Source organism: Streptomyces sp. NPDC094143 (assembly GCF_040303825.1).
Lineage (GTDB): Bacteria > Actinomycetota > Actinomycetes > Streptomycetales > Streptomycetaceae > Streptomyces.
Genome location: NZ_JBEOTZ010000043.1, coordinates 21,650 through 46,619 on the forward strand (window position 1 = coordinate 21,650; position 24,970 = coordinate 46,619).

The following is a 24,970-nucleotide window of genomic DNA, read 5'->3' on the forward strand; positions in this document are numbered from 1 at the left end:
GCCACTCGGCCCTCCGGGCACAAATGATCGCGATACAGCTTGCGGGGTCATACAATACCCAACGTCTGGTTTGTTTTGGCTGTATCTCATCAGGCTCTTCATGAGTCCGACATGACGCGGAAACGAAGGTGTCACGCAATGGCCCGACAGGAACGAGCGATCGAGACGCGGCGGAAACTCCTCGTCGGGGCGGCCCAGGTCTTCGACGAACGGGGCTATGCGGCGGCGAGCATCAACGAGATCCAGGAGCGCAGCGGCGTCACCAAGGGGGCCATGTACTTCCACTTCGCGTCCAAGGAGGAGATCGCGCGCGGGGTGATGGCGGCGCAGACCGAGATTCCGGTCGAGATCCGCAGCCGGTCCGCGTCACCCATGCAGCAGGTCATCGACCTCACCCACGAGTTGGCCCGCCGGCTGCGCACGGATGTCCTGTTCCGGGCGAGCATACGGCTCACGGTGGAGCGGGGGACCTTCCAGGCGAACGACTCCGACCTCTACGACTGGTGGCTGCGCGCCTTCGGACGCGAACTGGCCCGTGCGCAGGGCGCCGGCGAACTGAAGCCGGAGATGGCCCCTGAGGACGTGGCGGCGAGCGTGGTGGGCTCCTTCACCGGCATCCAGATGCTCTCCCACGTCACGTGCGACCGGCGTGACCTTCACGAGCGCCTGGCTCGCTGGTGGGAGCAGATCCTCCCCGGCATCGCGACCCCGGAGGCCGTGCGCACGATGCTGCCGACCGGATCTCCCGGACTCGACCTTCCCGACGGGGCCTGACCGTCCGGCGCGGCCGCCGCTGCCGGGCACTGGCCGGTGTCCGGCCCGGGTGACATCACGCCGGCTTCCTGCTGCGCAACACTCGGGACGCATGTACGGGAGTACCACTGAGGTACTCGGCGTGGACGACGAATCGGCGACGCGCAGCCCCCAGGGACTGCTTGACCAGCAGTCGGCTTTGGGGACGTGTACCGCACTCCCTCCTCGGGTTGGGAGTCGAGGACTGGGGTGTGGAACACGGCGGGTGCCAGGGCGTTGAGGGTGATGCCGGCGCGCGCGTATTCCTTGCCCTGGGCCTTGACCACGCCGATCAGGTCGGTGTGAGCAGCGGGCAGCGCTGGCGGCAGGCGCAGAGACACCCGTGATCACTTCGCGCCCTTCCGGTCATGGCCCGTCTCGCGCACGTCATGCGGCCGTTGCGTGATGCTCACAGCTCTGACACGCGCGTCCTGTGCTGGGCAGGACGGCGGCGGAGACCCGCAGGGTGTCGTCTGCCGGAGGGGGTGCGCGGTGATCGCCGTTGCTGTTCTGCTGCTGCCGTGCTGCTGTACTCGATGGATCGTCTGGAAGACCGGGTGCAGTGCGGGGTGTCGACGGGGCGTCACGCCCGCGGCAGGCACCTGCGGCTCGTTCACAGCGACACCAGCCGCCGGGCCGTTGTGGGGCGCGGCCGCCGGGGTGTGTCTGGCCGGGAGCCGCGTAATGCCCGGTCTGGGCGGCCGTTGAGGGCCGATGGTGCCCGCCCGGGGGCCTGAGGCGGCCAGGCCGGGGTGTGGTGGCAGCCGGTGGTCGCGGCTGCGGGGGCGTGGAGGGGGCGTCGGCGGGCACCCGGTGGGGCATGGCGAAGCTGCATCTTCCAGGGCGTGGGAATGATCACGGCGGTGTACCGCCCGAGCCTGAGGAGGCCGGGCCGGGCCCAGAGGTGGAGCGGGCGGCGCCGGACGGGCCGACGCAGCTGCCGAAACGCTCCTGGGTACAGGTCCTCAAGGGGACGCTGAAGGAGTTCCAGGACGACGAGCTGACCGACCGCGCCGCGGCTCTGACGTACTACGGGGTGCTGTCACTGTTCCCGGCCCTGCTGGTCCTGGTCTCGCTGCTGGGCCTGACCGGCAAGTCGGCCACGGACAAGGTGATGGACAATCTCCAGCAGCTCACCCCCGGCTCGGCCCGCGACATCATGACCCGGGCAGTGGAACAACTGCAGGGCAACGCCGGCACCGGGTCGGTCATGGCGATCGTCGGCCTTGCACTGGCGGTCTGGTCGGCGTCCGGCTACGTCGCGGCGTTCATCCGCACCGCCAACGCCGTCTACGACATGCCCGAGGGCCGACCGGTGTGGAAGGTTCTGCCGGTCCGGCTGGCGGTGACGGTGGTGCTGATGGTCCTCGCCGTGGTCAGCGCGCTGATCGTGGTCTTCACCGGCCCTGTCGCCCAGCAGGCCGGGCAGGCCCTCGGAATCGGGGACAGTGTGGTGACGGTGTGGTCGATCGCGAAGTGGCCGGTGCTGGTGCTCCTGGTCACGGTGATGATCGCGATCCTGTTCTGGGCGTGCCCCAACGCCAAGGTGAAAGGCTTCCGCTGGGTCACACCCGGTAGCTTCCTGGCGCTGGTGATCTGGATGCTGGCCTCCGCCGGGTTCGCGTTCTACGTCGCCAACTTCGCCTCCTACAACAAGACCTACGGCACGATGGCCGGTGTCATCGTGTTCCTGGTGTGGCTGTGGATCAGCAACCTGGCCATCCTGCTGGGCCTGGAGTTCGACGCCGAGACGGTGCGGCAGCGGGCCATCGCCGGTGGGCACCCGCCCGAGGCCGAGCCCTACACCCAGCCCCGCGACACCCGGAAATGGGACGAGCGGGACGTGCGCCGCCTGGAGGAGTCCTGACCGGTCTGCACGGGCGGATGATCACGGTGCGGACGGGCAGATGCCGGGATACCAGTGGCTCATGAGAGTGCTGGCCAAGTTGCGTGATACCGATCGGGTGCTGTCACAGCAGGTCGCCACCCGCATTCCACCTGCTGCCGGCAAGGTGCTGTCGGCGGTGGAGGAGGCCGCGGAGGGCACGAAGCTGTGGTGCGGCGCAGCGGTGGTGATGGCCGCGGTGGGCGGATGGCGCGGCCGGGCGGCGGCAGCCGCGGGAGGAGCGGCCATGGCGCTGGCGCAGCTGATCTCCGACGGAGTGGGCAGCAAACGGGGCGGGTCGCAATACGGCGTCGACGATGGTCGGTCCCTGAGTGCCCGCTGTTCAGCCCGATGACTCTTCGCTTTCAGACTTCGAGGCCCCGTTCAGGGGGACGACGAGACCGCTGCAGGACGGTTGCTGCGGACGGCACTGCCGGGGTCGCTGCAACTACGAAACGAAGGGGCAAGGGCATGCGGTCCACGAGCCATCCTGCAGCGGCCGCGGCCCCAGCTGACCCGGCGTTAGGAGCGGTATCGACCCAGGTACCTGCTTGAGTGCGGGCAGCAGGGCCTACAGACTCGTCGGTGATCAGGTAGGCAGTCGTTATGGCCGGAGAGACGAACAGGCCACCGACTCCTACCCATGCAATGAGCACGTAGGGATACGGCGAAAGCCCAGTCGCAGCCAGAACCAGCGCCAGTGCTGGGGCAAGGAGCGACAACCGCAGCCTGCTTGAGATACGCCACGGGACGACGCCGTGACCAGGCCGCCGACGGCGCTGCCTGCGGACGGAGAGGCCAGAGCCCACGCCACTGCCCCAGGGCGGTGATGCTCCTCGGGGAAGGCAATGACGAGGAGATCCAGGGCGCCCGGGCACATGCCCATACCGGCGGAATCCGCCACCGCAGATCCACCCGCGAGAACCGGCCCGCCACACGGGCGGACACCGACCCCAACTCCCCAGCCCACAGGTCAGCTTCGTCCATCCCCACCATGCCTGGAACAACGAGGCCGACCAGCTCGGGCAACGATCTCTGACTGGAGCACCAGGACTCCGGGGCCGAACAGGGCTTACCAATCTCCCAAACGTCTCGATTTCGCCTCTACTACACCTTGGGAACCAGAACCCACGCATGCTAGCTTCCCCGTTCGATCCCGAACTGCCGTGACACAACGGGAGTTTCGAGACAACAGGCATGTCTTCAGACATGGCTTCAGACATGGGAGGTCCCATGAACAGAAGCGCCGCCGTGCCCCTCGGCGCGGCCTTACTCCTTCTCCTCGGCACGGCCGTGCCCGCCGCCGCGGGAACCCCCAACGACGGCGCGGCCACCGACGGGGCGACGCTCTACCGCGACGACACGGTCGACGTCTCCTACCGCCAGGTCGCCCCCGGCGACGCGGCGTGGAGCCAGGTCCCGGCCGCCCTCCGCGGCGAAGCGAGGGAGGGCTCGTACGTCGCCCGGCTCCAGCTCGAGAACGTTTCCGATCACCCCGTCTCCAAATGGTCGCTGACCTTCGAGCTCTCTGACCGCATCACGGACACCTCCGCCGCGAAGCTCGCCGCCCCCCAGGACGCGCGCACGACGCTCCAGGGCGTCGGCCCCACGAACACCCTTCAGCCGGGCAGGACCGAGACCGTCTGGTACCGCGCCGAGCCCGGTGCCAAGGCCGATACCCCGACCTGGGCGTCCTTCGCCAAGCATGGCATCTCGCCGACGGAGGACACCGACGGCGACCGCCTCCCCGACGACCTGGAGGTGCGCGCCAAGCTCGACCCCAAGTCCGAGGACACCGACGGCGACGGCCTGTCCGACTTCGCCGAGCTCGGCTACCGCTTCAGCACCCCGCTCAAGGCCGACACCGACGGCGACGGCACCAAGGACGGCGCCGAGGACCCGGACAAGGACGGCCTCACGGCCGCCCGCGAGCTCAAGCTCCGCACCACGCCCACCCGCGCCGACACCGACCAGGACGGCCTCGCGGACGCCCGCGAGCTGAAGCTCCGCACGGAGCCCACCAAGGCCGACACCGACGGCGACGGCGTCCAGGACGGCGAGGAGACGAGGCTCAACGCCTCCCCCCGCGCTAAGAACTCCGCCTTCGACGTGACGCGCCGCGCGGACGGCGGCGCCACCGCCGCCGAGGCCACGCTCAAAGGCCTGCGTGCCAGGCAGGTCGGCGGCTTCCAGGTCACCAGGCTCCCTGCCGACCAGCGGGAGTTCCCGGAGTCCACTCCGGGCTACCTCGGCAACGGCTTCCAGGTCTCCGCCCCCGCGGACGGCGCCGCGAGTCTCACCTTCCGCCTCGACCCCGACCGTACGGAGGGCACCGCACCGGCCCTCTACCGCTACGACGACAAGGCCCGCCACCTCGTCAAGCAGTCGGGCCAGCAGCGCAGCGGCAACACGATCACGGCCACCGCCACGGCCGGCGGCTCCGCCAAGTACGTCGTCCTCGACAGCCATGCCTTCGACAAGGCGGGCCCCAAGGCGCCTGGCAAGCGAATCCTCTCCGACACCCCCGGCGACGGCAGAGACCCGGGTGACCCGGGCGACCCGCTCCCGACCGACATGCTGATCCACCAGTCGTCCTTCCGCGAGGGCCGCCGCAAGGCCCCCGACCCCCAGCACCCGCCCGTCCCGGCCGACCCGCGCGTCGCCGACGACCTCACCTTCAACGACTACAACTTCGACGAACTCACCGACCTCGCCTGGGAGTTCTGGGTCGCCCGCATCACGCCCGAGTCCTGGATGTGGGCCGAGTTCAACGACATCATGAACTTCGGCAAGCTCGGCGCCGACGCCGACTACGCCCAGTCCGTCGACGACCTCCGCAACGCCTTCCGCTACGGCCGCGGCGGCCAGAGCGCGGGCACGGTCACCGTCGACGACAACTTCGACCCCGGCCGCTACCTCTACCGCGGCTCCGGCACGGCCCTCTCCCGCGCCGTCGGCGCCTCACCACAGGAGAAGGCGTACACCGACAAGGCCAGCCAGATCATCAAGCAGTCCCTCATCGACAACAAGGGCCGCACCGATCAGCTGAAGGTCCAGGAGGACCTCTCCAAGAACTTCCTCTTCCAGGAGTTCCTCCGCCAGGACGTGAAGTACCCGGTGTACGACTTCTCGCTCTGGGACGCCAACCAGCGCGCCCTCTCCATCGCGATCCACCAGTTCCACGGCCACACGATCGCGCTGAAGGACTACAAGGTCGAGGGCAACTCCTTCTCCGGCAAGCTCGTCTTCCACTCCTACGACCACTTCGGTCTCGACCCGGACGACGAAATCACGGAGTACGGCTTCATCGACTGGTTTACGCTCCAGCACTATGACCGGTTCGACGGGAAGTACCCCCCGCCGATCGCGCAGGCGGACATCGAGATCTCCATCAGCGGCACGTTCTGACCGCGCCGGCCTGATGCCCCACAGGCGCTCGCCGGGCCGGGTCCTGGTCGTCACGCTGCTCGTCGTGACGGCCGGGTTCGCGGCCTGGCGGGTCGCCGTCCTCACGGGCCTGGGGGCCCACTTCGGCAGAGGCTTCGACGAGCAGCGCTTCAACCGGCTGCAGCAGGAGTACGACCGCCGCGAGGACGCCTTCGCCCGGGCCGACGCCCGGATGCGGAAGCTGATCGCACAACACCCCCGCGCCGAACGCATCGACTGGAGCCGGTACCGGACCTGCGTCCGCGAGCCCGGCCGACCCTCCGACACATGCACGACGACACCCTCGCGCGACCAGAAGGTGTACGACGCCCTCTGGGGCGTCAGCGTGATCCTCTACCAGTCCAAGGACGAGGGCCGCACGTTCTACCGCTTCTACCACGAGGACCCCCCGCGCTACACGATCATGCGCGCCCCCGAGGACACCGCGGACGAGGCCGAGGAGTACGCGGACGCCCACGGCTTCCGCTCCACCCGTCCCCTCGGGCCCGGCTGGACGATCCTCGGCCCGATCGACGACATAGGCCGCGAGGAGAAGCAGTTCCCGTAGGAGGGCCCGCGGAACGCTTCGCCGGGAAGCAGCAGGCACCCGGCCTGACCGGCGCGGCCGAGTAGGGCCCGGGCTTCCGATCCAGCGGACGTCCGGACCCTCGCCGTACGTCGTCCCGCTTGGCCCGATCCGGGGTTGCCGACGAGACTCCCGGCGTAGGCGGAGTCTGCCCAGGCGATCTTGATCCCGGGGTGCATCAGGCGAAGGCGGAACAGGACTTCCTTCGCGCTGCGGCGTCGTGCAGGTCGGCGGTGGTGACCATGACCGTGAGGAGCAGGCCGCAGGTGTCGACGACCAGGTAGCGTTTGCTGCCGTTGATCTCTTGCCCGCGTCGTAGCCGCGGGTGGCCCTGGAGACGGTGTCCGCGGCTTTCACGCTTCGGAAGTCGATCACGGTGGCCACCGCCCGGGTCCCTTGCCCATCTCGCGGCGGAACCGCCCGGCGGGAAAGACATGGATCTGGCCGACAACTGCGCGGACTGCGCCGCCTGCGACCGTACGTGCCCATTCCGGGATCACCTCACGCGCGGCAATCCCCCGGGACCCTCTGTCACGCTGCCTGTGGACGGCATCGCCCGATTGTTGGTGAAGCCCTCAGTGGCCTTCACTCCCGGACGGACCCGCGGCCGTGGCGGTCGACCGCGCCACGGAGGGAGGGGGTGCCCCGGCGCGCTGAGAGCGACTGCAGATTGATGTTCAGCTCCCGTAGGACGTCTTGGAGGGAACAGGGCCCCGAACCCCATCGTGCAGTGGGCTCGCCGCTGTCACCGCCTGGTTGTGCGTCATCCATGCCAGGGAGCGTACGAGGGCGTGGAAGCGGTTGCTTTGGAACACGCGCAGTGGCCCGTTGCCACGTGGACAGTTTGTGGTCTGGCAGCGCGGCGCTGTGGGTCCATGGCCCGCGGCCCCTCCACCCCGCGGGCCTACTCCTGGGGCCGCCGCCGCTTAGGCCGTGTACTACGTGGTGGCGCTCGTAGCGAGGGGTCAGGCGTCGGTAGCCATAGAGCCAGGACATCGTCCGCTCGATGCCCCCGCGGCGGCGCCCTCTTCGTTCGCTGGATTCGACGCCTTTGCGGGCGATGCGTACTCCGATTCGCTTCCATCGGAGCCATCTGCGCAGGTCGGCGCGATCGTAGGCTTTGTCTGCGTGTGGGCACTGGGGCTTGAAGTACCGGCCGCGGTGGGGGTCGTGTCTCGTTTGGTGACCCTCGATCATCGGCTTCAGACCCTCGCTGTCGTGGGTGTTGCTGCCAGCCGAGATGCCGTCGAGGAGGGGCAGTCCGTTCGCGTCCGACAGGATGTGCATCTTGGAACCCGGCTTGCCCCGGTCCACGGGGGCTCGGACCTGTGTGTTCGCTCCCCCCTTTTTAGCCCTGACATGAGCGGTGTCGAGGACGACGCGGGTGACGTCGATGAGGCCGGCGTCGTCGAGACGGTGCAGCACGGCTTGGTGCAGGCGGGCCCAGACACCGGCTCTCGACCTCGATATCCCCGAAGGGCGGCAGTTGGCGCCCAGCGCAGTCGCTGACCAATGTTCGCCTCGAGCAGCGTCTCATCAGGAGTGTCCTGCGTTCCGTCCGCCCTGCGGCCGCGCTCTCGACGGTGGGATCAGCGGCTTGGCGATCTCCCACAACCCGTCCGGAACGATCCAACTCCACGTACCCCGCCCCATGACCGAACCAACGACCGCACACGGTCTGAGAGATGATCCCAATTGGCGTTGTGCGGCGGCCGTGGCCGCCAGGCTGGGGCCACCGGATGAGTCCGGTGGCCCCAGCCGATTGGGGTCAGCGAGGGTCGTTCAGGCGGCTGCTGATCTGTTCGTGGAGTTCGTGCGGCAGGTGAATGGCCCAGCGGTCGGCCGCCTCGGCGGCCAGGTCGCGGCTCCACCGCCAGCTGTTGCGTGCCGCCGTGCGCACGTCCTGGTCGCGGGCGGCAGCCGTGGTGGCGACGTAGCGATGACGGTCGGTGTCGGGCAGGTCCTGTTCGAGCGCGCGGCTGGGGGTGAGCCAGTGGGCTGTGCTGTCGCGCAACAGGCGGCAGAGCTGCAGTTGCTGGGGCGCGATGACGGTGTGCAGCAGGGCATGGGCGCGGGCGATCTCGCCGCGGGCCAGTACGTGGGCGAGCATGAGCGTCCAGTTGGTCAGCTCGTCTGTGAGCTGCTGGGCGGTGGTCACCGGCTCGGGCGGCTGGAAGGTGGCCAGCTGTCGGGCGGCCTGGGTGAGCCGGCCGGTGCGGTCGAGCAGGACGGCGTCGTCGGGGCGGGGCAGGTGCACCATCCCTTGCCAGGTGGGGACTTCGTCGATGCCGGGACCGGCGGGGGTGAGATGGAACTCTCCGCGCATCAGGTCGTCGAAGACGACGGCGAGGATGCCGTACATGTTGGTGTAGGAGAGCTTGAGCGGTGCGAGCTGTGCCAGGAAGGCGGGGCCGTCGAAGTCGGCGAGGTGGTCGTCCTGGATGTAGAGGTACGCCTCGATGTCGGAATGGGCGTCGGCCTCCCCCACGGTCCACGAGCCGTAGAGCAGTACGCCCTCCAGCCGGGCGTCGGCGTGGGCGAGCTGTCGCAGGCGTGCGATGCGGTCGTCCAGGGCGGAACGGGCAGAGCGAACGGACATGGTGTGGTCGTGTCTCCTGAGGTGAGCGTGCGGGCACGCTGACGGGGCCCGGCACCTGCCGGGCGGATGTCTGTGGACCGTCGAGGCCCGTTCAGGAGAAGTTGCCCATGATCGAGATAATAGGGGACGGATCGGCCGCCGAGTCGGCGGAAGCAGATCAGGCTGGCCGCGATACCGGCTAAGGCCAGGAAATGCTCGGCCTTGCGCTCGTAGCGGCGGTGCAGGCGGCGGCACCCAGACAGCCACGCCACCGTCCATGGGTGGCGGCCCAGCTTCTGGGAGGACTCGATGTTTTAGTGGGCGAGGAGCGGCCATCGGCGGGGCCCGCGCCGGGAACGGGCGGGAGGTATGTTCCGTGTCAGGGGCTCGATTCCATGGCTGTCGTGCCTGTTCGCGGCGGCGATACCGATCGAGAGGGGCAGATCGGTCCGCTCGCTGACCAAGTGGACCCTTGAACCCCTCTTACCGCGATCTACGGAATTCGGACCCGTCAAGTCCCCCCCTTTTTTGTCGCGCGCATGTTCACCGAGTCGATGGCGCACCGCGACCAGTCCAGCTCGCCCCTGGCGCCGAGCTCGTCCAGAACCAGGTGGTGAAGTTTGCCCCACACACGAGCCTGGCTCCACTCGGTAAAGCGGCGGTGCGCCGTCGACCCAGGGCCGAAGTCGCACCCGCTCGTTGGGACAGCGGATTTCCGGCAATCAGCCAGGGATACGGGGGTACTCGAGCACGTTGAGGTTCCGCCTCAGGCAGCAGGTGCCTGACTGGTACCAGCTGTTGAGCGGCGAACCTTCGTGGGCCCTGAAACGGTCTCCGCCACACCCATACCCGGTCCCTACTGGATCCACTGATCTGCTCAGTTCTAGCCCATGACAGAAGGCAGGGCACGCCATGACAGCGGTGACGACAGATGCGCTTGTCCCGGCGCTTGAGGACGCTCGCGATGCTCACACTGCGATCATCGACCGCTTCCGGGCCGACATCGCCGTCCACGCCACGGGCCCTCGACGGGAGGTTCTGGAACGCCATATAGACGACACCTACGACTATCTCGCCCGCATCGACGGACACATGCGTGAACTTCGCCCCGGCCGTCCGCTGCGGGACACCGCTGACCGGGTCCGCCTCACCGCCCGGGCAACCGTCCGGATGGCCGGGCTGTTGCTCGAGATCGGTGCGGCGATCACAACCGCCATACTGCATCGTCGCAATGGGCCCAGCCCGCGCGAGTGGGTGAGACACACCGAGAACGAATACTCGATCACCGCCCGGGCGCTGGCGGCCTGCCGGGCCGGGGAGAGCATTGCCGAGCAGGCTCATGACCAGGTCGCCGCCGACCTGCTCGCCGCGCTGCGCCGCCAGGACGAGGAACTGCTCGCGACGCTCGAGGACCGCCTCGCTCAGCAGGCCCGGGCTACAGCGGCCATCGGCAGCCACCACGGCACGCGATCAGGTGACGGCAGCCCGCCGGACGCCGCCACAAGCACCGTGCGCTCTGCCGTCCAACGGGTTCGAAAAGCCGCCGAGGGCGGTGCCGGACTGGCTAAGCGCCCAGCCACAGACGCGCTCCACCGAATGCCCGAGGAGGAGGACGACGACGCGGTCACCAGGGAAGAAGAGCCGCCGATCCTCGGATACGAGCACTTCCGCGTCGCCGACATCATCCAGCGCCTGCCCACGCTCTCCCAGGCGCAACTGTCCGCGCTCGACGGCTACGAGCGGGCCCACGCGGGCCGGCCGGAAATCCTGAACGCCATCGAGCGGCTGCGCGGCAGCGAACCGTGGCCCGGGTACGACGCCATGATCCCCGACCAGATCACCGCCCGGCTGCAGACCGCCGCCCCCGCCGAAGCCCGTCAGGTACTGGACTACGAAAGGCGCCACCGCCAGCGACGCACACTCATCGCCATCGCCAAGGTACGCAGCGTCACATAACTGGCCGGCGTTGACTGCCCCAGGGCGCCGAACCCCTCCCAGAAGGCAGCCCGGGCATTCAGCAGTGCGGCATGCTCAGCCTGTCGCGGCAGTGCGCTGGACGAACTCCATGCCCATGCGGCAGTGACGGCGAGTTCGACGAGCTGCTGACGGTAGCCGCCGTCAGCCCGAGCCGGCGGGTGCTCCTGGCGGAGTTAGTAGACCGCGGCCAGGAATCGTTCCGCCGACCCGCGGTCCACCAGGAAGGAGAGGTTGGCCGGCCAGCCGGTGCTCTGCGGCCCGGAGCTGACTGCCTCGGCGAGCGGCTCCAGCGCCTGCCGGAGCAGCTCCACGTCGGTGGCCTCGCGGGCCTGGACAGCGGCGGCGATCATCTCACCGAGCCGGATCTTCTTCTCCTGCGTGCCGCCGCCAGCCTCGCGGTTGGCTTCCGCCAAGACCGGATCTCGGGGTCGGGGCGCGTGAGTCCGTAGACGACGCTACGGGCGCTCGACGTGCGTCATCGCCGGCCCGGAACCCTCCCCAGGCTGGCCCCCTACCTGCACCAGCGCACCGCCGACCGCATCGGCAGCCTCGCCCGCCCCAACCGCCAGGCCGCCATCACGGCCCTCCTCGACGGCACCGAGCGCATCACCAAAACCACCCTCCACGCCATCCGCCTCGATCACCTCGCCGAACAACGCTACCGACCTCACACCCGGCCCCGGAGTACCAACAGCCCGTGAGCCGGACAGACGTCACAGCCCGTGCCCGTGCCCGTGCCCGTGCCACAGCAGGGGCTGGCGTCGCACAGCGCATCGTCGTCGCAGGGGCATGGCTTCGAATCCCGTCAGCCGCACCGGGCGTCTTCCGTGTACGGCGGCTGACCGGCGAAGCGACCGCCTCATACGCCCGACGCCATGCCACGACCTACCAGCTGACACTGCCCCAGCTCCTCGACGGCGCCAACATCACCCCCCATCGCAAGGCACGCCACCAGCGGCCGAACTCCACCTCAACCACAACGCGGCCCCTCACCTCGCCGCCCTGACCCGCACCCCACTCCCCCACCTGACGCGCGCCCTGCCCCGCCTCGCCCTCAAACGACGACGCCCACCACATCGCTGCCACCGTGCGCTGGAAGCGGCTCGAGGCCGAGTAGCAACCCGTCCGCGCTGCTGCACCCGCCCCCGACCCACGACTCACCTCCCCCATCCGCACAGGGGCCGTGCCCGAACTCGCCGCCGAAACTGCGCCCACCAGCGCCTCCTGCCGCACCCGCGTGCCAACACCACCTGGGCCACAGCGCGCGCCAGAAACCATTGCCCTCGCCCGCGCAGTCGCCGCCCTCCCGAACCGGCCACACCGCGACACCGGGCCCGCAACCAAGATCAATCCCACATGACTACTGAACCGCAGGCCAAGCGCCCGAACAACCAAACCGAACGCGACCCCAGGCGACGCCGATCACACCTGGAAGCGGCCACTACCCCAGATCCAACTGCAGCCGGAAGACGGGACAGCCCAGCTCCCTCAAGATCACTGCTCCGTCACAACCGCCTCGGTTCAGCCGCGGGGCGCGGTCACCGGCGGGACCGGATCGAGCCGGTAGGCATCGCCTCGGGCGGTGACGCGACCGGCGGTCGGCGGTGGGAAGTGGGTGCCGAGGACGAGGGTGCCGGTGTCGGCGAGGGAGGCGAGCAGCCGGCGACGGGTGGTCTCGGCGAGGGCCGGGTCGATGTCCACACAGCTACCGATGCCCGGGCGCGCGAACTGCACGGGATGGTGCACGCAGTCACCGGTGACCAACGCCTTGTCCCCGCCGCTGGTCACCTCGACGGCGAGGTGCCCGGGTGTGTGCCCCGGGGTGGGCAGCAGCCGTACCCCCGGCGCCACTTCGATGCCTGTCCCGGGGACGTCCACCAGGTCGAGCAGTCCGGCGTCCTCGACCGGCAGCACGGAGTCGCGGAACATCTGCCGGCGCGGTTCGTCCATGGCGTAGCCGGCCCAGAACTCACGCTCGATGCGGGAGGTGACGTAGCGGGCGCGGGGGAAGGTGGGCACCCACGTATCGGCGTGCCGCCGGGTGTTCCAGCCCACGTGGTCGGTGTGCAGGTGGGTGAGGATCACCAGGTCGACGGTGTCGGGGGTGAAGCCGGCGGCTGCCAGGCGGTCGAGGTAGTCGGTGTGCAGGTCGTTCCAGGCGGGGTTGGCGCGGGGCTTGTCGTTGCCGATGCCGGTGTCGATGAGGACGCGCAGGCCGTGGGTCTCGAGCGCGAAGCTGTGGCTGTCGACGCGTACGACGTGCTCGGCGTCCGCGAAGTCGGGGCGCAGCCAGTCCTCGCGGGCGACGATGTCCGGGGTGGCGTCGGGCAGCAGCCAGGGCCCCGTGGCCGGTGGCAGTCCGGTCTCGTCGATGCGGTGGACGGTGAGGTCGCCGACGGTCCAGGTGGGGGCCGGACCGAGCTGTTGCGGGGCGGTGGCCGTCGAGTTCGTCATGAGTGGTGTCTCCTTCGGTGTGGATCGCGTGACCGGACCGGGCCCGCAGGCTGCGGCCCGCGATCAGGTCGGCGGAGCCGTCGGCCGTCGCCGGCATCAGCATGGCCAGGGATTCGACGGCGAGGGCCCCGACGAGGACGGGGCGGCGGCCCCAGCTGGTCGAAGAGGGCTCCGGTGGTGAGCGGGGCGAGCAGAAGGGCGGGGGCACAGGCGGCGAGGGCGGCGGTGATGGTTTAGCGGGGGCGGGCCCACTGGTGCCGGTGGCGCGAGTACAGCGGGGGTGGGGCGGTGGACGCGGCCGGGAGTGTGACGCGTGCAGAGACGTCCGGGGCGAAGGCGGCACGGGCGACGGGGGCCGGTGCCGGGGCGCCTGGGGCGGTGCTGGACATGGGCTCCTCTTCTCCGGGTCCGTGCTGGTCTGCACGACACTTAAAGCTATTCGTTTGCTTTAAGTCACGGTAGGCCCTATCGCCCCCTAACGCAAACTCTTGGCTTTAGGGAGATCGCGTTGTCCACACCGGACCTCACCCCCCAGGAAGCGGCCCGCTGGGCCGACCGCTGCGGACTGCCCCTGCCCGCCGACCGGCACGCCCCGGTGGCGACCACCGCGCAGTACATCCACTCCGTGGTGGCGCTGCTGCGCGAGCTGGACTTCGGCGACGTGCCGCCCGCCGCCGCGTATCGCGTCCATCACCGCGAGGAGGAGCAGTTCGATGCAGCCGTATGAGATGTCGCTGGCCTCGGCCGCCGAGGAGATCCGCCACGGCCGGCTGTCGCCCGTGGAACTGGTCGACTCGGTACTCGAGCGTCTGGCCCAGGTGGAGCCCGGGCTCGGGGCGTACGTCACCGTCACCGCCGACCGGGCCCGGCAGGCGGCCCGCAAGGCCGAGCGGGTCGTCGCCGAGGGCCGCCCGCACGGTCCGTTGCACGGGATACCGATGGGCCTGAAGGACCTCATCGATGTCGCCGGCGTGGCCACCACCGCCAGTTCCCGGGTGCGGGGCGGCCATCGCGCGCAGTGCGACAGCACGGTCGCGGCTCGGCTCCTGGAGGCGGGGGCGATTTTGATCGGCAAGACGCACACCCATGAGTTCGCCTACGGTCTGACCACCCCGCAGACCCGTAACGCCTGGGATCCGAAGCGCGTCGCCGGCGGTTCCAGCGGCGGTTCCGCCGTCGCCGTCGCGGCCGGGACGGCCACCTTCGCCCTGGGCACCGACACCGGCGGTTCGATCCGCGTCCCCGCTGCCCTGAACGGGGTCGTCGGACTGAAACCGACGTTCGGCCTGGTCCCTCGGCACGGGGTGACGTCCCTGGCCTGGTCGCTGGACCACGTCGGGCCGATCACTCGCACGGTGGAGGACGCCGGGCTCGTCCTGGCCGCGCTCGCCGGCCACGACCCGCGCGACCCGGCCAGCCTCGCGGGCGCGGCATCCCCCGACTACCGGCCCCGCGACGCCACGGACCTGACGGGGGTACGCGTCGGTGTCCCCGCCAACTACTACTTCGAGCACGTCGACCCCGAGGTGGAAACGGCCGTCCGGCAGGCCATCGGGCAACTGGAGGAACTGGGCGCCCGGTCGGTCGGGGTCGAGATCCCGATGACCCGGTACGTCCAGGCCACCCAGTGGGGCCTGATGGTGCCCGAGGCCACGGCCTACCATGAGCGGACCCTTCGTACCGTCCCCGACCTCTACCAAGCGGACGTGCGCATCCTGCTGGAGGCGGGCGAGCTGATGTCGGCCGGGGACTATCTGCGCGCTCAGCGCTCCCGGACGCTGATGCGCCGGCGGTGGGCGCGTGTGCTGGCCGATGTCGACGTGATCGCCGCGCCCACGGTTCCGCTGCCGGCCGCACCCTCCGGACAGGAGACGGTCACCTGGCCGGACGGCACCGTCGAGAGCGTCTCCGACGCGTACGTCCGCCTCTCCGCGCCGGCCAACATCACCGGCGTCCCGTCGCTCTCCGTCCCGGTCGGCCGCAGCCGCGCGGGACTGCCCATCGGTATGCAACTGCTCGGACGGCCCCTCTCCGAGGCCCTCCTGCTGAAGGTGGGGCACGCCTACGAGGCGGCCCGGCCCGCACGGGAGCCGGCCCGGGCGGCCTGACGACCGCTGATCCGGCCCGGCGGGCTCACGCGCCCGGCCGGGTCAGCGGTCTTCAGAGGGGGGCCATATACCGGCTCGGAGCAGGTCCGACAGTGCCCGCGCACACCCGTCGAGCATCCTCTCGCCCTTGGCCGCCGTGGCACCACGCGCGTCACCGGCGGTGCCGTTCGCCGTCACGGTGTCGAACGGCACCGACCGGTACACCGGGGAGGTGTCCTCCGACTGCAACGAGATCACCGGCCCCACGGCCTCGGGCAGTTCCTGCTCGCGGACCAGGGCGGGAAAGGCGGCAAGCGACATGGACGTCTCCCCCTCGCAGGCGTGCATGAGATGGTCCTGCGTCTCCAGGACATCGGCGAGGGCCTGCCGGCCGACGGTGAAGTAGCTCGTCACGGCGAGGGGCGCCGACAGCTCGGAGGTCAGCTCGTCGACCAGAGCTTTGAGGGCGGTCACGTTGCCGCCGTGGCCGTTGACCAGGAGGATGCGGCGAAACCCGGCCCGCAGCACCGACCCGCAGACATCGCGCAGCAGCGCGTGGAGGGTGGGCAGGGACAGGGTCAGCGTGCCGCCGAACGGCATGTGGTGCTCGGCCAGGCCGCACCAGACGGACGGGGCGACCACGACCGGCACGGGATCGGCCAGTGCGGCGGCGCGGCGGCACACCTCGGCGGCGAGGAAGTCGTCCACACCGGTCGGCAAGTGCGCTCCGTGCTGCTCGGTCGAACCGACCGGCAGGAGGACCACCGCGTCCCGCGCCGCCAGGGCGCGCAACTCGGGGGCGGTGAGGTGGTTCCAGCGGTGTTCGCTGATCACAGGAGCGTTCGGCATGTTCGGCATGGCGACGGGACCTTTCGTGACGACCCACATGACGATCTACAGAGAGGCGCTAAAGCTAAATATTAGCCTTTAGGGAGCGTAGGGCGGCGCCCCGCAAGACGCAACATCTTTGCTTTAAGCTGGCCCCATGAGTCCTCGCAAGCCGATGGTCCGCCCGGGCGGGCGCAGCGCACGCGTCCAGGAGTCAGTGCACGACGCCGTACGCGAACTCACCGTCGAGGTGGGCCGGGACGCCCTGACAGTTCCGATGGTCGCCACCCGGGCCGGCGTTACGCCTTCGACCATCTACCGGCGCTGGGGCGACCTCCAGGAGCTCCTCTCCGACGTGGCGGTGGAACGCCTGCGACCGGAGGCCCCTCCCGAGGACCGGGGCGACATCGACAAGGATCTGACCGCCTGGGCCGAGGAGTTCCTCGAGGAGATGTCCTCTCCCCCGGGCCGCGCCTACATCCGGGACGCTCTGCTGGGCGACCCCGACGGAACCAACGCCGGCCAGTGTTCCGCCTATGCCGCCGAGCAGATCGACGTGATTCTTCAGCGGGCGCGGCATCGCGGTCAGGCGGTTCCGGACGTCGAGACGGTCATCGACCGCGTCGTGGCCCCGATGATGTACCGCATCCTCTTCCGTCCCGGCGCTCTGGAATCCTCCTACGCCCGACACCTGGTGCACGGCCTGCTGCGGGCCTCACAGAGCTGACCGAGCCTCCGTGGCGGCCAGACCGACTCCTCTTCCTGGACGAGACCGATACCGGGACCGGGACAGTACGTCCGCTGGTTCGAGAAGATCACTTCGCGATGCCCGCACCGGTGAGGCACCGCTCGACCACCGCGGCGCCGACGGGGCGGGGCGGACAGGGACACCACCCGGGCGCGGGACACCACCCGGGCGCGCGGCAGCCGGAGCTCGCCGCCCCTCCCCCGCTCCCTCCGCTCCCGAGTTCGGTCACCGGTCATTGAGGGGCATCACTGCTACCGCTGATCGCGGTACTGTCGCCCCTCGCGCCCGGTCCAGTCCTCAGCGTCGTCCCCCGCGCCGCGAGTCCGTTCGTCGCGGCTGCCCGAGAACGGGACCTACCCGGCGGCCTCCGGATCGACGGACCGCACGTCTCCCATCTCCACGCGGAAGGGGTATGTCCCGGCTGCGGTGAACGCGTCGTGGATCGGCATGATGAGCGAGGTGAGTCCACGGACGTCGGGTCGCCGATCGGCGTCCACAGCGCCGGCACTGCTCGCCTGTCTCGACCTCGATCCGCTCGCGCGCCGCGATGCCGGCATCGGTGGCGGCGCCATCGGCGTCGAGCCGGCCTCGTGCGGCGAGGCGTGTCGTTGCCGCGGTTGCCGGACGCGACCGCCCTGGACGGCGTCAGGTGACCTGTACGGGTGTCTCAGCCCCAGGGTGTCTCAGGTGGCGCACCTCCGTAGACGAGACGCGCTCGCCGCCGATGGTTCGGGGAACTGAGGAAGGTGATAGGGCCGTGCGGCCGTCGGCACGGCGCGGATAGCCTGCGCGGATGAAGCAGATTCAGCGAGCGGCCGGCGCGGTCCTCGGCTCAGCGGTGGGCGACGCCCTGGGCGCTCCCTTCGAGTTCGGCCCCCCGGGAGCGTTCTCCGCACGGTTTCCCGCGCCCGGTGCCGGTGGCGAGATGTGCGGAGGCGGTGGCTGGGACCCCGGCGAGGCCACTGACGACACGCAGATGGCCGTCCTGGTCGCGGAGTCCCTGCTGGAGCGGGGCGGACTGGATCTGCCGGACATCTTCGCCCGCTTCCAGCGGTGGGCGGCATCAGAACCGAAGGACATCGGTTTGCAGACCGAAGACGTCCTGACCAACGGCATGCCCTGGGACCTCGCCGCCGCGATTCACTTCCAGGTCAACCAACGAGCAGCGGGAAACGGCTCGTTGATGCGGGCATCGACCTCCGCGGTCTACTTCGCCTCCTCCGGCCAGGAAGCCACCATGGACGCGGCCCGCCGGATCGCTGCCCTCACCCACGGTGACCGTGCGGCCTGGGAGGGCACCGCGATCTTCCACGAGCTCATCCGTGTCACGTTCAAGGACATTCACCCCCTCGCCGCGCTCCCGGACGTCCTGGCTCTAGTCCACCCCGACCATCGCGGCCGCTACGCCGCAGTCCTCGCGCCCGGCTGGCACCCCGATCAGGCGACCGAGTTCAACGGTGCGGTCTGGCCCTGCCTAGGCTCAGCCGTCTGGGCCCTGCGCACCACCACCAGCTTCGAGGACGCGATACGCGCGGCGATCGACCTCGGCGGTGACACGGACACCATCGCCGCGGTCACCGGAGGCCTCGCGGGGGCGCACTACGGGCTGGACGCAATCCCCGCCCGCTGGACACAGCCGCTCCATGTCCCCCTCCCAGGCTTCGACGGACGGGTGCTGCACCTGACAGATCTGCTCCACCTCGCACACCGCCTCGAAGAAGGGCTGAATGTCGACCAGGTCTCGCGGGTCGCTCCTGGCTGCTGACCGGCCTCGGTGCATGCTCCAAGTGGGCGACGGGAGCTTTTCAGTACACACCAGTGGGGTTGCCGGGATTACCGGGGCGGCGGAAAGGGCCCGCACGCATCAGCCCGCACGGTCCTCCGGTCGGCGCAGCAGGCCGGTCGCAGTCGTCGCCGCGACCGGCTCGAAGCGGGTGAACTCCTCCACCACCCGGCCTTGTCCTCCGCCGACACTTTCGCCGCGACCTGCGGGCGCTTGAGGAAGTCGGTGGTCACCGCGGCTGCGACTTCCTCGTCGTGGGCCGACGAATGGATCGCGGCGCGGCGGAGTGTTTCATGGGGCTCCGCCGCGGCGCTCACGGCGGTGATCGCCACGGCACCGGCGCAGATCAGCCCCGCCAGCGCGGGGGTCCTGTGCGGCGGCTCATCGGTCGCCGCCGAAGTGGTCGCGGATTGCATCGCTGCAGTCATCCGCGCCGACCGGGGTTCGTGTAAAGGCCAGCACGCCGTCGTCGTTGCCTTCCGCCTTGGCCTTGGCCAGCTTCTTCTCGATGTCCGCGATGTACTCGGCGCACTCAGCGCTGACGGGCTTCTCGGGTTGCGGGTCAGGCGCCGCCGGAGAGGCGTTCAGTGCGGCGGTGGCAGCGAGAGCGGCCACGCACAGCACCGCCCACGTGGCGACCCAGGCGCGGCGGCTCATCCGTAACGGTCTTGACATTCAGGCATCCTACGAGCGTCCGCTGCGGGCTGTCGTCAGCTACACGACTCGGTCAGCCAACAGCACTTGTGCAGGGCCTTGTCCCGCACGGTGCAGCGGCGGGCGAGAGCCGGGCCGCATGCCCGGAGGGCTGACAGGCGCATGTCGCCGGACGACTTCGGTCGGACCGATGTCTCCGAAACTGCCCCCCCGGCCGGGGCCAGTCGGAGCTTGAAAGAGACTGAACCGCCAGCGGCTGGCCGGACCGGCTCATCTATACGCCGTCCCGCGTTGCGTCCTGCGCGGGTCCCCAGCATCGGCCATCGTCGAACTCGCTGCCGGATCTGCAGGCCCCCCGCAGGCCTTGCTCCCCTCGCCAAGGCGGTACGCCGGACGTCTGCCCCACAGCGCGTCACCCGCCGCCGCACCCACACCGCGCCTCGCCGCGCTGTTGCTGACGGCCAACCAGCGCCTCGTCGTCATGCCGTGCGCCAGGCGGACGCCGCCTGGACCCCCGTTTGCTCGCCGCACCCGGTCGCCCGTAGTCGATCGGCTCTCTACGGTATGCGCTGTTCACCCGGAATCTCACTGCGGCCGGCATCACCCACAAGGAGATCCGGCGCTACCGGCCGCAGACCAACGCAAGCGCACACCTCAACCGCACCTGCTCGACGAATGGGCCTACCTGCGGCCCTACACCTCCAACGACGAACGGCCAGCGGCCCTGGCAGACTTCCTCCACGTCCTCCACGTCCTCCACGTCCTCGACGCCCGGGACCGCGTCCTGCTGCTGCGCCACGACGAGAACGGCGGCTTCCGGGCGTCGCCCGGCGGCTCCCCGGAGTGGGGCGAGGACCACGCCACGGTGACGCTCCGTCAACTGCGCGAAGAACTCGGGTCCGATGAACACGCAGCGGAACCGGGAGCGCCGCGATGGGTGGACCTGTACCGCGGTCAGGTCCCGCGCCATTCGCCGCTCCTCACGGCATCCCTCCGACGCCGGCCGTGACCGCTGCAGACCTGCGCACAGCCGCCAAGACCGCAAAACTCGAGTGTGGCGAAGGGCGCAGCCGGGGCCAGGCTCGCCACCGGCCAGCTCACCGGCGTCCGCGCCCGTCGCGTTCAGCCTGCCAAGTCGCCGCCTGTTCTTCTCACTGCGCCCCACCCAGCCGCGACCACCCAGCTCCGGGCCGTGTGCGGGGTGACGCACGCACCGTCCTGCGGACAAAGCCGAGGTGAGTGGCGTGCAACGGCCTCGGACCTCCTCGCGATCCCCGCCCCCTCAATCAGTTGCGTATATAAACAAGCTGATATAAGGTTCCTGATATAAATCCTCGGAAGAAAAGAGAAGCCATGAGCGCACCGATAGCTGCCGGCAGTCTGCGGCCCACCCGCACCAAAACCGCCACGCTCGACGTCGGCTCCATGGGCCCGGTCGACGTGACCTTCCAGGATCGCGACCGCACCCGTCCGTTCCTGCTGCTGCACGGCGGTGGCGGCCCGGCGACCATGGCAGGTTTCGCCGACCTGCTGGCCGAGCGGACCCACTCCCGCGTGCTGCTGCCGACGCACCCCGGCTTCTGCGGCACCCCGAGGAACTCCGCACTCACCAGCGTTTGCGACCTTGCGAAGGCCTATGTGGCGATGCTGGAGACGCTCGACCTGAGCGACGTCACCGTGATCGGAAACTCTTTCGGCGGTTGGCTGGCCGCCGAGATCGCCCTCCAGGGCAGCCCGCGTGTCAGCGGAGGGGTGATCATCAATGGAATCGGCATCGAGGTCGAGGCCGCTCCGACAACTGACGTCAGCGGCCTGACGCCCGCCGAAGTCCTGGCCCACTCCTTCCACGACCCCCGCAGGGCACCCATGCTGTCGAGCACCGGCAGCAAGGGGCCGGGCCCGGACATCCCCGCGCTCATCGGCTACACGGGTCCCACGATGTCCGACCCGACGCTCGCCAAGCGGCTCGGCGACACACACGTGCCGTTCCATGTGCTGTGGGGAGAAAGCGACCGCATCGTCACTCCGGACTACGGCAGGGCCTACGCGGCCGCAATCCCGATGGCGACATTCACGCTGCTGCCCCGCACGGGCCACATGCCACAGGTCGAGACACCCGAGGAACTGCTGGGCACACTGCTCGACCTCGGCAACAAGTGACCACCCACACGCACCCCTCAGCCAAGGAGAACCCCTCATGAGTGTCCCACTGAAGGTGACCCGGATCGACCATGCCTGCCAGCTGATCGAGTTCGGTGAGATCCGTGTACTGACTGACCCCTGGTTCACCCAGACCGCGAACTACTATCCGGGCGAACCGACTCATCTGACCGTCGCGGAACTCGGCCGCGTCGACGCCGTCGTCATCAGTCATGAGCATTACGACCACTGCGACCTCGACTCCCTCGTCGCCGGCGGCTTCGACCTGGACACACCCCTGATCGGGCCCGGTACGGTCGCGTCCATCGCGCGGAGCAAGGGTTTCCGCGACGTCCGGGTCATCGAGGCGTGGGAAGCCACCAGCGTCGGGGACCTTACCGTGACGGCAACCCCGGGCCAGCACGGCGTCCACGAGGTCACCTTCGTCATTCAGGCCCACGGACGCACGGTCTTCTTCGGAGGCGACTCGCTCCGGGTTCCCGAACTCGACCTGATTCCGCAACGGTTCGGCCACATCGACCTGGCCCTCCTGCCGACCAACGGCCTGTGCGTCAGGCCGCTGAACCTTGAGCAGTCCGTCATGAACGCCGAGCAGGCCGCAGGACTGACGGCTGTTCTCAAGCCGACCCTCGCCGTGCCGCACCACTACGCCTTCCACAGCGGTCGGCTGGGTGACCAGATCATCACCAAGACCGACCGGGATCCCCGCCACTACGCCGACGCGGTCGCCCGCATCGCGCCAGAGATCGACGTCCGGATTGTCCTGCCCGGCATCGAGGTGACAGTGCCGTGAAAAGAAGCAGAGGCACTCGGCGTCCTCGGGGACGATGACCGCAGCTCAGTGAGTCCCGCAACTGTCTCACCTCATAGGATGAGGAGCTGCAGCTGAGGATACCGAGAGTGAAGGGCGACCATGAGTGCCGTGACATTGCAGGACGTAGGACTGGCGGTCAAGCGGCTGCAGTGGCACCACCATCGCACGGCGAACACTCACTTGGCCGAGCTCGGTCTGTCGTTGTCACAGTGGGATGTGCTGAGACACCTGCACGCGCAGCCGGATGCTTCCTTGCACGCTCTCGCGGTGCTGACGTTCCAGACGGATCAGTCGATGGGCACGCTGGCGGGCCGGATGATCAATCGAGGGCTCATCGAACGTGTCGACGGGCCGGGTCGCGCCGTACGACACCGCCTCACTGCAGAGGGAGAACGGCTCAGGCTCGAAGGAGCCGCTGTCGTCGACCGCGTCATGAAAGACACTCTCGGCGTACTGACGCCGGAAGAACTGGCAACGCTGCACGGGTTGCTGCTCAAGGCGAACCCGGGCGACACCACCTGAGCGGTGTCGCATCTTGGGGCGGATCGGTGTTCGGCCTGCGTGACCGTGTGGCGAGGGTGAGGTAGTACTCGCTCTCAGTGCGCTTTCGAAGAGGGACCTGACGGGCCCGAATCCGACCGACCGCGGCAAGAACAGATAGAAAAGCACCTGATCGTCGACTGCCGGGGCCTGCCCCTGTCGATCGGCATCTCCGCCACGAACCTCGACCCTGGCTGTCCGGCCGCCGGCGACACCACCGCCGCTACGAACACAAGCCCGAACACCTCTACGCCTTCACCACCATCGCCGCCACCCTCGTGTACCACCGCGGACTCACCCACTGAAACGGCCTCCGAGAAGGCACGAGCCCCGGCCCCAGAGGATGCACAACCCGCCACGTTGACCCCAGGTGAGCCGGGCTCATGGAGATCTCTTTCGAACCGGTCGGGCACTTCCACCGTCGTGTCTGCGACCGGACTTTGCCGGCGCGCCCGCGTGACGTCACCACTACGACCCGTACGAACGGAGTCGCATCAGTGGGACGGCAACTCTGCCATCCCAGGAGTGACGCATCACGCACCTCAAGGAGATCAAGTGAATGTGAAGACAGCCCTACGCCCCTTCCGCAGAAATGCCGCCGCGTTCGCAGCGGTCGCGGGCGTAGCCGCCCTCAGCCTGACAGCCCTGGTCCCGTCCCCCGCGGCCAAGGCCGAGACCGAGGCCACCAGGCGGGGACCGAAGCCCACGGTCGTGCTCGTACACGGAGCCTTCGCCGACTCCTCCAGCTGGAACGGCGTGATCAAGCGTCTGCGGCACGACGGCTATCCGGTCGCCGCTCCCGCCAATCCCCTGCGCGGGCTGGCCAGCGACTCGGACTACCTCGAGAGCTGCCTCAAGAGCGTGCAGGGACCGATCGTGCTGGTCGGCCACTCCTACGGCGGCTCCGTGATCAGCGACGCCGCCGTCGGCAACCCCGAAGTCAAGGCACTGGTCTACATCGCCGCCTTCATACCCGACAAGGACGAAACACCCGCCCAACTCGGCGACCGTTTCCCCGGAGCGACCCTCCCCTCGGCCCTCGAGCCCGTCACCTACCCACTGCCCGGCGGCGGAACCGGCACCGACCTCTACGTCCAAAAGGACAAGTTCCACGACGCGTTCGCCGCCGACCTGCCCAAGTCGGTCACCGATCTCATGGCCATCACCCAGCGCCCGTTGGCCGCGTCGGTCTTCGACGAGAAAGCGACGGAAACGGCCTGGAAGACCATCCCGTCATGGGACCTGGTCACCACCAAGGACAACGCCATCGCACCGGACGAACAGCGCTTCATGGCCAAACGCGCCCATGCACACACGGTGGAGGTCAACTCCTCCCACGCCGTCTCCGTCTCCCATCCCGGCGCGGTCACCCGCCTCATCGAACAGGCCGCCCGAACCACGTCCGAGTAGCCCTTGGGCACCCGTGCCCCGATCATGACCCGCCGTCTCCGGCCGGGGTGAAGTGATCGGCGGGTCCCCCGGAAGGGGCACGGTCGAACGAGAGAGCAGACCAGTCGCACAGGTCTGGACGCCGGAGCCCTGAACATACTTTGGAGGTTGGACGTCATGGGACGTATCAAGGTCGGCACGGAGAACAGCAGCGACATCGAGGTGCAGTACGAGGACAAGGGCTCGGGTCAGCCCGTGGTGCTGATCCA

Annotated in this window: 22 protein-coding genes and 8 pseudogenes; 19 read left to right on the forward strand and 11 right to left on the reverse strand. The window is 69.3% G+C overall.

The window, feature by feature from the left end; translation table 11 throughout:
- The first annotated feature begins 138 nt into the window (after nt 1-138).
- The 5 genes from ABTZ58_RS34700 (at nt 139) to ABTZ58_RS34720 (ending at nt 6,671) form a co-directional block, all read left to right on the forward strand.
- On the forward strand, nt 139-774 hold the full coding sequence (locus ABTZ58_RS34700) for a ScbR family autoregulator-binding transcription factor (protein WP_351365740.1): 636 nt from the start codon (nt 139-141) through the stop codon (nt 772-774).
- Nucleotides 775-1,612: 838 nt separating this feature from the next.
- Complete coding sequence (locus tag ABTZ58_RS34705; protein ID WP_351365743.1) at nt 1,613-2,659, forward strand: YihY/virulence factor BrkB family protein; 1,047 nt, start codon at nt 1,613-1,615, stop codon at nt 2,657-2,659.
- 61 nt (nt 2,660-2,720) lie between these two features.
- Nucleotides 2,721-3,032 carry a hypothetical protein gene (locus ABTZ58_RS34710; RefSeq protein WP_351365746.1) on the forward strand — a complete coding sequence of 104 codons (312 nt, stop codon included), beginning with the start codon at nt 2,721-2,723 and terminating at the stop codon, nt 3,030-3,032.
- Between the two features lie 878 nt (nt 3,033-3,910).
- Nucleotides 3,911-6,085, forward strand: a complete 2,175-nt coding sequence (locus ABTZ58_RS34715; RefSeq protein ID WP_351365749.1) for a DUF3289 family protein — start codon at nt 3,911-3,913, stop codon at nt 6,083-6,085.
- A 13-nt stretch (nt 6,086-6,098) separates the two neighbouring features.
- Nucleotides 6,099-6,671, forward strand: a complete 573-nt coding sequence (locus ABTZ58_RS34720; protein ID WP_351365752.1) for a hypothetical protein — start codon at nt 6,099-6,101, stop codon at nt 6,669-6,671.
- Nucleotides 6,672-6,811: 140 nt separating this feature from the next.
- Here ABTZ58_RS34720 and ABTZ58_RS34725 read toward each other — a convergent pair.
- The 4 genes and pseudogenes from ABTZ58_RS34725 to ABTZ58_RS34740 all read right to left on the reverse strand — a co-directional run.
- Nucleotides 6,812-7,222: pseudogene (locus ABTZ58_RS34725) on the reverse strand (transposase); the annotation flags it as partial.
- Between the two features lie 412 nt (nt 7,223-7,634).
- Nucleotides 7,635-8,342: pseudogene (locus ABTZ58_RS34730) on the reverse strand (transposase); the annotation flags it as partial.
- A 115-nt stretch (nt 8,343-8,457) separates the two neighbouring features.
- Nucleotides 8,458-9,288 carry a nucleotidyltransferase domain-containing protein gene (locus ABTZ58_RS34735; protein WP_351365755.1) on the reverse strand — a complete coding sequence of 277 codons (831 nt, stop codon included), beginning with the start codon at nt 9,286-9,288 and terminating at the stop codon, nt 8,458-8,460.
- A gap of 140 nt (nt 9,289-9,428) precedes the next feature.
- Nucleotides 9,429-9,973, reverse strand: a pseudogene (locus tag ABTZ58_RS34740) (transposase); the annotation flags it as partial.
- Nucleotides 9,974-10,179: 206 nt separating this feature from the next.
- Here ABTZ58_RS34740 and ABTZ58_RS34745 point away from each other — a divergent pair.
- Entirely contained in the window at nt 10,180-11,223 is a 1,044-nt protein-coding gene (locus ABTZ58_RS34745) for a hypothetical protein (protein WP_351365758.1), read from the forward strand.
- 200 nt (nt 11,224-11,423) lie between these two features.
- On the opposite strand, the pseudogene ABTZ58_RS34750 reads toward ABTZ58_RS34745, so the two are convergent.
- Nucleotides 11,424-11,663 (reverse strand): annotated as a pseudogene (locus ABTZ58_RS34750) (GvpL/GvpF family gas vesicle protein); the annotation flags it as partial.
- A 51-nt stretch (nt 11,664-11,714) separates the two neighbouring features.
- On the opposite strand from ABTZ58_RS34750, the gene ABTZ58_RS34755 reads away from it, so the two are divergent.
- Nucleotides 11,715-11,945, forward strand: a complete 231-nt coding sequence (locus ABTZ58_RS34755) for a hypothetical protein (RefSeq protein WP_351365763.1) — start codon at nt 11,715-11,717, stop codon at nt 11,943-11,945.
- Between the two features lie 820 nt (nt 11,946-12,765).
- Here the strand turns inward: ABTZ58_RS34755 and ABTZ58_RS34760 are convergent.
- Together ABTZ58_RS34760 and ABTZ58_RS34765 are read right to left on the reverse strand one after the other, a co-directional pair.
- Nucleotides 12,766-13,698 carry an MBL fold metallo-hydrolase gene (locus tag ABTZ58_RS34760; protein ID WP_351365766.1) on the reverse strand — a complete coding sequence of 311 codons (933 nt, stop codon included), beginning with the start codon at nt 13,696-13,698 and terminating at the stop codon, nt 12,766-12,768.
- Between the two features lie 233 nt (nt 13,699-13,931).
- Complete coding sequence (locus ABTZ58_RS34765) at nt 13,932-14,087, reverse strand: hypothetical protein (protein WP_351365769.1); 156 nt, start codon at nt 14,085-14,087, stop codon at nt 13,932-13,934.
- A 119-nt stretch (nt 14,088-14,206) separates the two neighbouring features.
- Here ABTZ58_RS34765 and ABTZ58_RS34770 point away from each other — a divergent pair, with 119 nt between their 5' ends.
- Both ABTZ58_RS34770 and ABTZ58_RS34775 read left to right on the forward strand, forming a co-directional pair.
- A complete protein-coding gene (locus ABTZ58_RS34770; RefSeq protein ID WP_351365772.1) occupies nt 14,207-14,425 on the forward strand; it encodes a hypothetical protein in 219 nt (72 codons plus the stop codon).
- Complete coding sequence (locus tag ABTZ58_RS34775) at nt 14,412-15,806, forward strand: amidase (RefSeq protein ID WP_351365775.1); 1,395 nt, start codon at nt 14,412-14,414, stop codon at nt 15,804-15,806. The genes ABTZ58_RS34770 and ABTZ58_RS34775 overlap by 14 nt, the downstream gene beginning before the upstream one ends.
- 42 nt (nt 15,807-15,848) lie before the next feature.
- On the opposite strand, the gene ABTZ58_RS34780 is transcribed toward ABTZ58_RS34775, so the two are convergent.
- The gene (locus tag ABTZ58_RS34780) at nt 15,849-16,634 is read right to left on the reverse strand and encodes a creatininase family protein (protein ID WP_351365778.1); all 786 of its coding nucleotides are present in this window, start codon (nt 16,632-16,634) and stop codon (nt 15,849-15,851) included.
- Between the two features lie 136 nt (nt 16,635-16,770).
- On the opposite strand from ABTZ58_RS34780, the gene ABTZ58_RS34785 reads away from it, so the two are divergent.
- Nucleotides 16,771-17,340: a TetR/AcrR family transcriptional regulator gene (locus ABTZ58_RS34785; RefSeq protein ID WP_351365781.1), complete on the forward strand. Its 570-nt coding sequence runs from the start codon at nt 16,771-16,773 to the stop codon at nt 17,338-17,340.
- Nucleotides 17,341-17,658: 318 nt separating this feature from the next.
- Here the strand turns inward: ABTZ58_RS34785 and ABTZ58_RS40335 are convergent.
- A pseudogene (locus ABTZ58_RS40335) lies at nt 17,659-17,919 on the reverse strand (hypothetical protein); the annotation flags it as partial.
- A gap of 235 nt (nt 17,920-18,154) precedes the next feature.
- Here ABTZ58_RS40335 and ABTZ58_RS34790 point away from each other — a divergent pair.
- A complete protein-coding gene (locus ABTZ58_RS34790) occupies nt 18,155-19,126 on the forward strand; it encodes an ADP-ribosylglycohydrolase family protein (protein ID WP_351365784.1) in 972 nt (323 codons plus the stop codon).
- Nucleotides 19,127-19,194: 68 nt separating this feature from the next.
- On the opposite strand, the gene ABTZ58_RS40340 is transcribed toward ABTZ58_RS34790, so the two are convergent.
- A complete protein-coding gene (locus tag ABTZ58_RS40340) occupies nt 19,195-19,572 on the reverse strand; it encodes a DUF6192 family protein (RefSeq protein WP_502996177.1) in 378 nt (125 codons plus the stop codon).
- Nucleotides 19,526-19,801 (reverse strand): hypothetical protein, encoded by a 276-nt coding sequence (locus tag ABTZ58_RS34800; protein ID WP_351365787.1) that lies wholly within the window; start codon nt 19,799-19,801, stop codon nt 19,526-19,528. Before ABTZ58_RS34800 ends, ABTZ58_RS40340 begins: the two co-directional genes overlap by 47 nt.
- A 557-nt stretch (nt 19,802-20,358) precedes the next feature.
- On the opposite strand from ABTZ58_RS34800, the pseudogene ABTZ58_RS34805 reads away from it, so the two are divergent.
- The 8 genes and pseudogenes from ABTZ58_RS34805 to ABTZ58_RS34840 form a co-directional block, all read left to right on the forward strand.
- A pseudogene (locus ABTZ58_RS34805) lies at nt 20,359-20,540 on the forward strand (IS481 family transposase); the annotation flags it as partial.
- A 48-nt stretch (nt 20,541-20,588) separates the two neighbouring features.
- A complete protein-coding gene (locus tag ABTZ58_RS34810; protein ID WP_351365805.1) occupies nt 20,589-20,807 on the forward strand; it encodes a hypothetical protein in 219 nt (72 codons plus the stop codon).
- A gap of 344 nt (nt 20,808-21,151) precedes the next feature.
- Nucleotides 21,152-21,958 carry an alpha/beta fold hydrolase gene (locus ABTZ58_RS34815; RefSeq protein ID WP_351365790.1) on the forward strand — a complete coding sequence of 269 codons (807 nt, stop codon included), beginning with the start codon at nt 21,152-21,154 and terminating at the stop codon, nt 21,956-21,958.
- Between the two features lie 37 nt (nt 21,959-21,995).
- Nucleotides 21,996-22,751, forward strand: a complete 756-nt coding sequence (locus ABTZ58_RS34820) for an MBL fold metallo-hydrolase (protein WP_351365793.1) — start codon at nt 21,996-21,998, stop codon at nt 22,749-22,751.
- A gap of 120 nt (nt 22,752-22,871) precedes the next feature.
- Nucleotides 22,872-23,294, forward strand: a complete 423-nt coding sequence (locus ABTZ58_RS34825; RefSeq protein ID WP_351365796.1) for a MarR family winged helix-turn-helix transcriptional regulator — start codon at nt 22,872-22,874, stop codon at nt 23,292-23,294.
- Nucleotides 23,295-23,382: 88 nt separating this feature from the next.
- Nucleotides 23,383-23,617 (forward strand): annotated as a pseudogene (locus tag ABTZ58_RS34830) (hypothetical protein); the annotation flags it as partial.
- 250 nt (nt 23,618-23,867) lie between these two features.
- A complete protein-coding gene (locus ABTZ58_RS34835) occupies nt 23,868-24,722 on the forward strand; it encodes an alpha/beta fold hydrolase (protein ID WP_351365799.1) in 855 nt (284 codons plus the stop codon).
- A gap of 156 nt (nt 24,723-24,878) precedes the next feature.
- Nucleotides 24,879-24,970, forward strand: a pseudogene (locus ABTZ58_RS34840) (alpha/beta hydrolase); the annotation flags it as partial.

Coding starts and splice junctions, on each gene's coding strand:
- ABTZ58_RS34700 (WP_351365740.1), top strand. CDS start 139: ATGGCCCGACAGGAACGAGCGATCGAGACGCGGCGGAAACTCCTCGTC.
- ABTZ58_RS34705 (WP_351365743.1), top strand. CDS start 1,613: ATGGCGAAGCTGCATCTTCCAGGGCGTGGGAATGATCACGGCGGTGTA.
- ABTZ58_RS34710 (WP_351365746.1), top strand. CDS start 2,721: ATGAGAGTGCTGGCCAAGTTGCGTGATACCGATCGGGTGCTGTCACAG.
- ABTZ58_RS34715 (WP_351365749.1), top strand. CDS start 3,911: ATGAACAGAAGCGCCGCCGTGCCCCTCGGCGCGGCCTTACTCCTTCTC.
- ABTZ58_RS34720 (WP_351365752.1), top strand. CDS start 6,099: ATGCCCCACAGGCGCTCGCCGGGCCGGGTCCTGGTCGTCACGCTGCTC.
- ABTZ58_RS34735 (WP_351365755.1), bottom strand. CDS start 9,288: ATGTCCGTTCGCTCTGCCCGTTCCGCCCTGGACGACCGCATCGCACGC.
- ABTZ58_RS34745 (WP_351365758.1), top strand. CDS start 10,180: ATGACAGCGGTGACGACAGATGCGCTTGTCCCGGCGCTTGAGGACGCT.
- ABTZ58_RS34760 (WP_351365766.1), bottom strand. CDS start 13,698: ATGACGAACTCGACGGCCACCGCCCCGCAACAGCTCGGTCCGGCCCCC.
- ABTZ58_RS34765 (WP_351365769.1), bottom strand. CDS start 14,087: ATGTCCAGCACCGCCCCAGGCGCCCCGGCACCGGCCCCCGTCGCCCGT.
- ABTZ58_RS34775 (WP_351365775.1), top strand. CDS start 14,412: ATGCAGCCGTATGAGATGTCGCTGGCCTCGGCCGCCGAGGAGATCCGC.
- ABTZ58_RS34780 (WP_351365778.1), bottom strand. CDS start 16,634: ATGCCGAACGCTCCTGTGATCAGCGAACACCGCTGGAACCACCTCACC.
- ABTZ58_RS34785 (WP_351365781.1), top strand. CDS start 16,771: ATGAGTCCTCGCAAGCCGATGGTCCGCCCGGGCGGGCGCAGCGCACGC.
- ABTZ58_RS34790 (WP_351365784.1), top strand. CDS start 18,155: ATGAAGCAGATTCAGCGAGCGGCCGGCGCGGTCCTCGGCTCAGCGGTG.
- ABTZ58_RS40340 (WP_502996177.1), bottom strand. CDS start 19,572: ATGACTGCAGCGATGCAATCCGCGACCACTTCGGCGGCGACCGATGAG.
- ABTZ58_RS34800 (WP_351365787.1), bottom strand. CDS start 19,801: ATGAGCCGCCGCGCCTGGGTCGCCACGTGGGCGGTGCTGTGCGTGGCC.
- ABTZ58_RS34815 (WP_351365790.1), top strand. CDS start 21,152: ATGAGCGCACCGATAGCTGCCGGCAGTCTGCGGCCCACCCGCACCAAA.
- ABTZ58_RS34820 (WP_351365793.1), top strand. CDS start 21,996: ATGAGTGTCCCACTGAAGGTGACCCGGATCGACCATGCCTGCCAGCTG.
- ABTZ58_RS34825 (WP_351365796.1), top strand. CDS start 22,872: ATGAGTGCCGTGACATTGCAGGACGTAGGACTGGCGGTCAAGCGGCTG.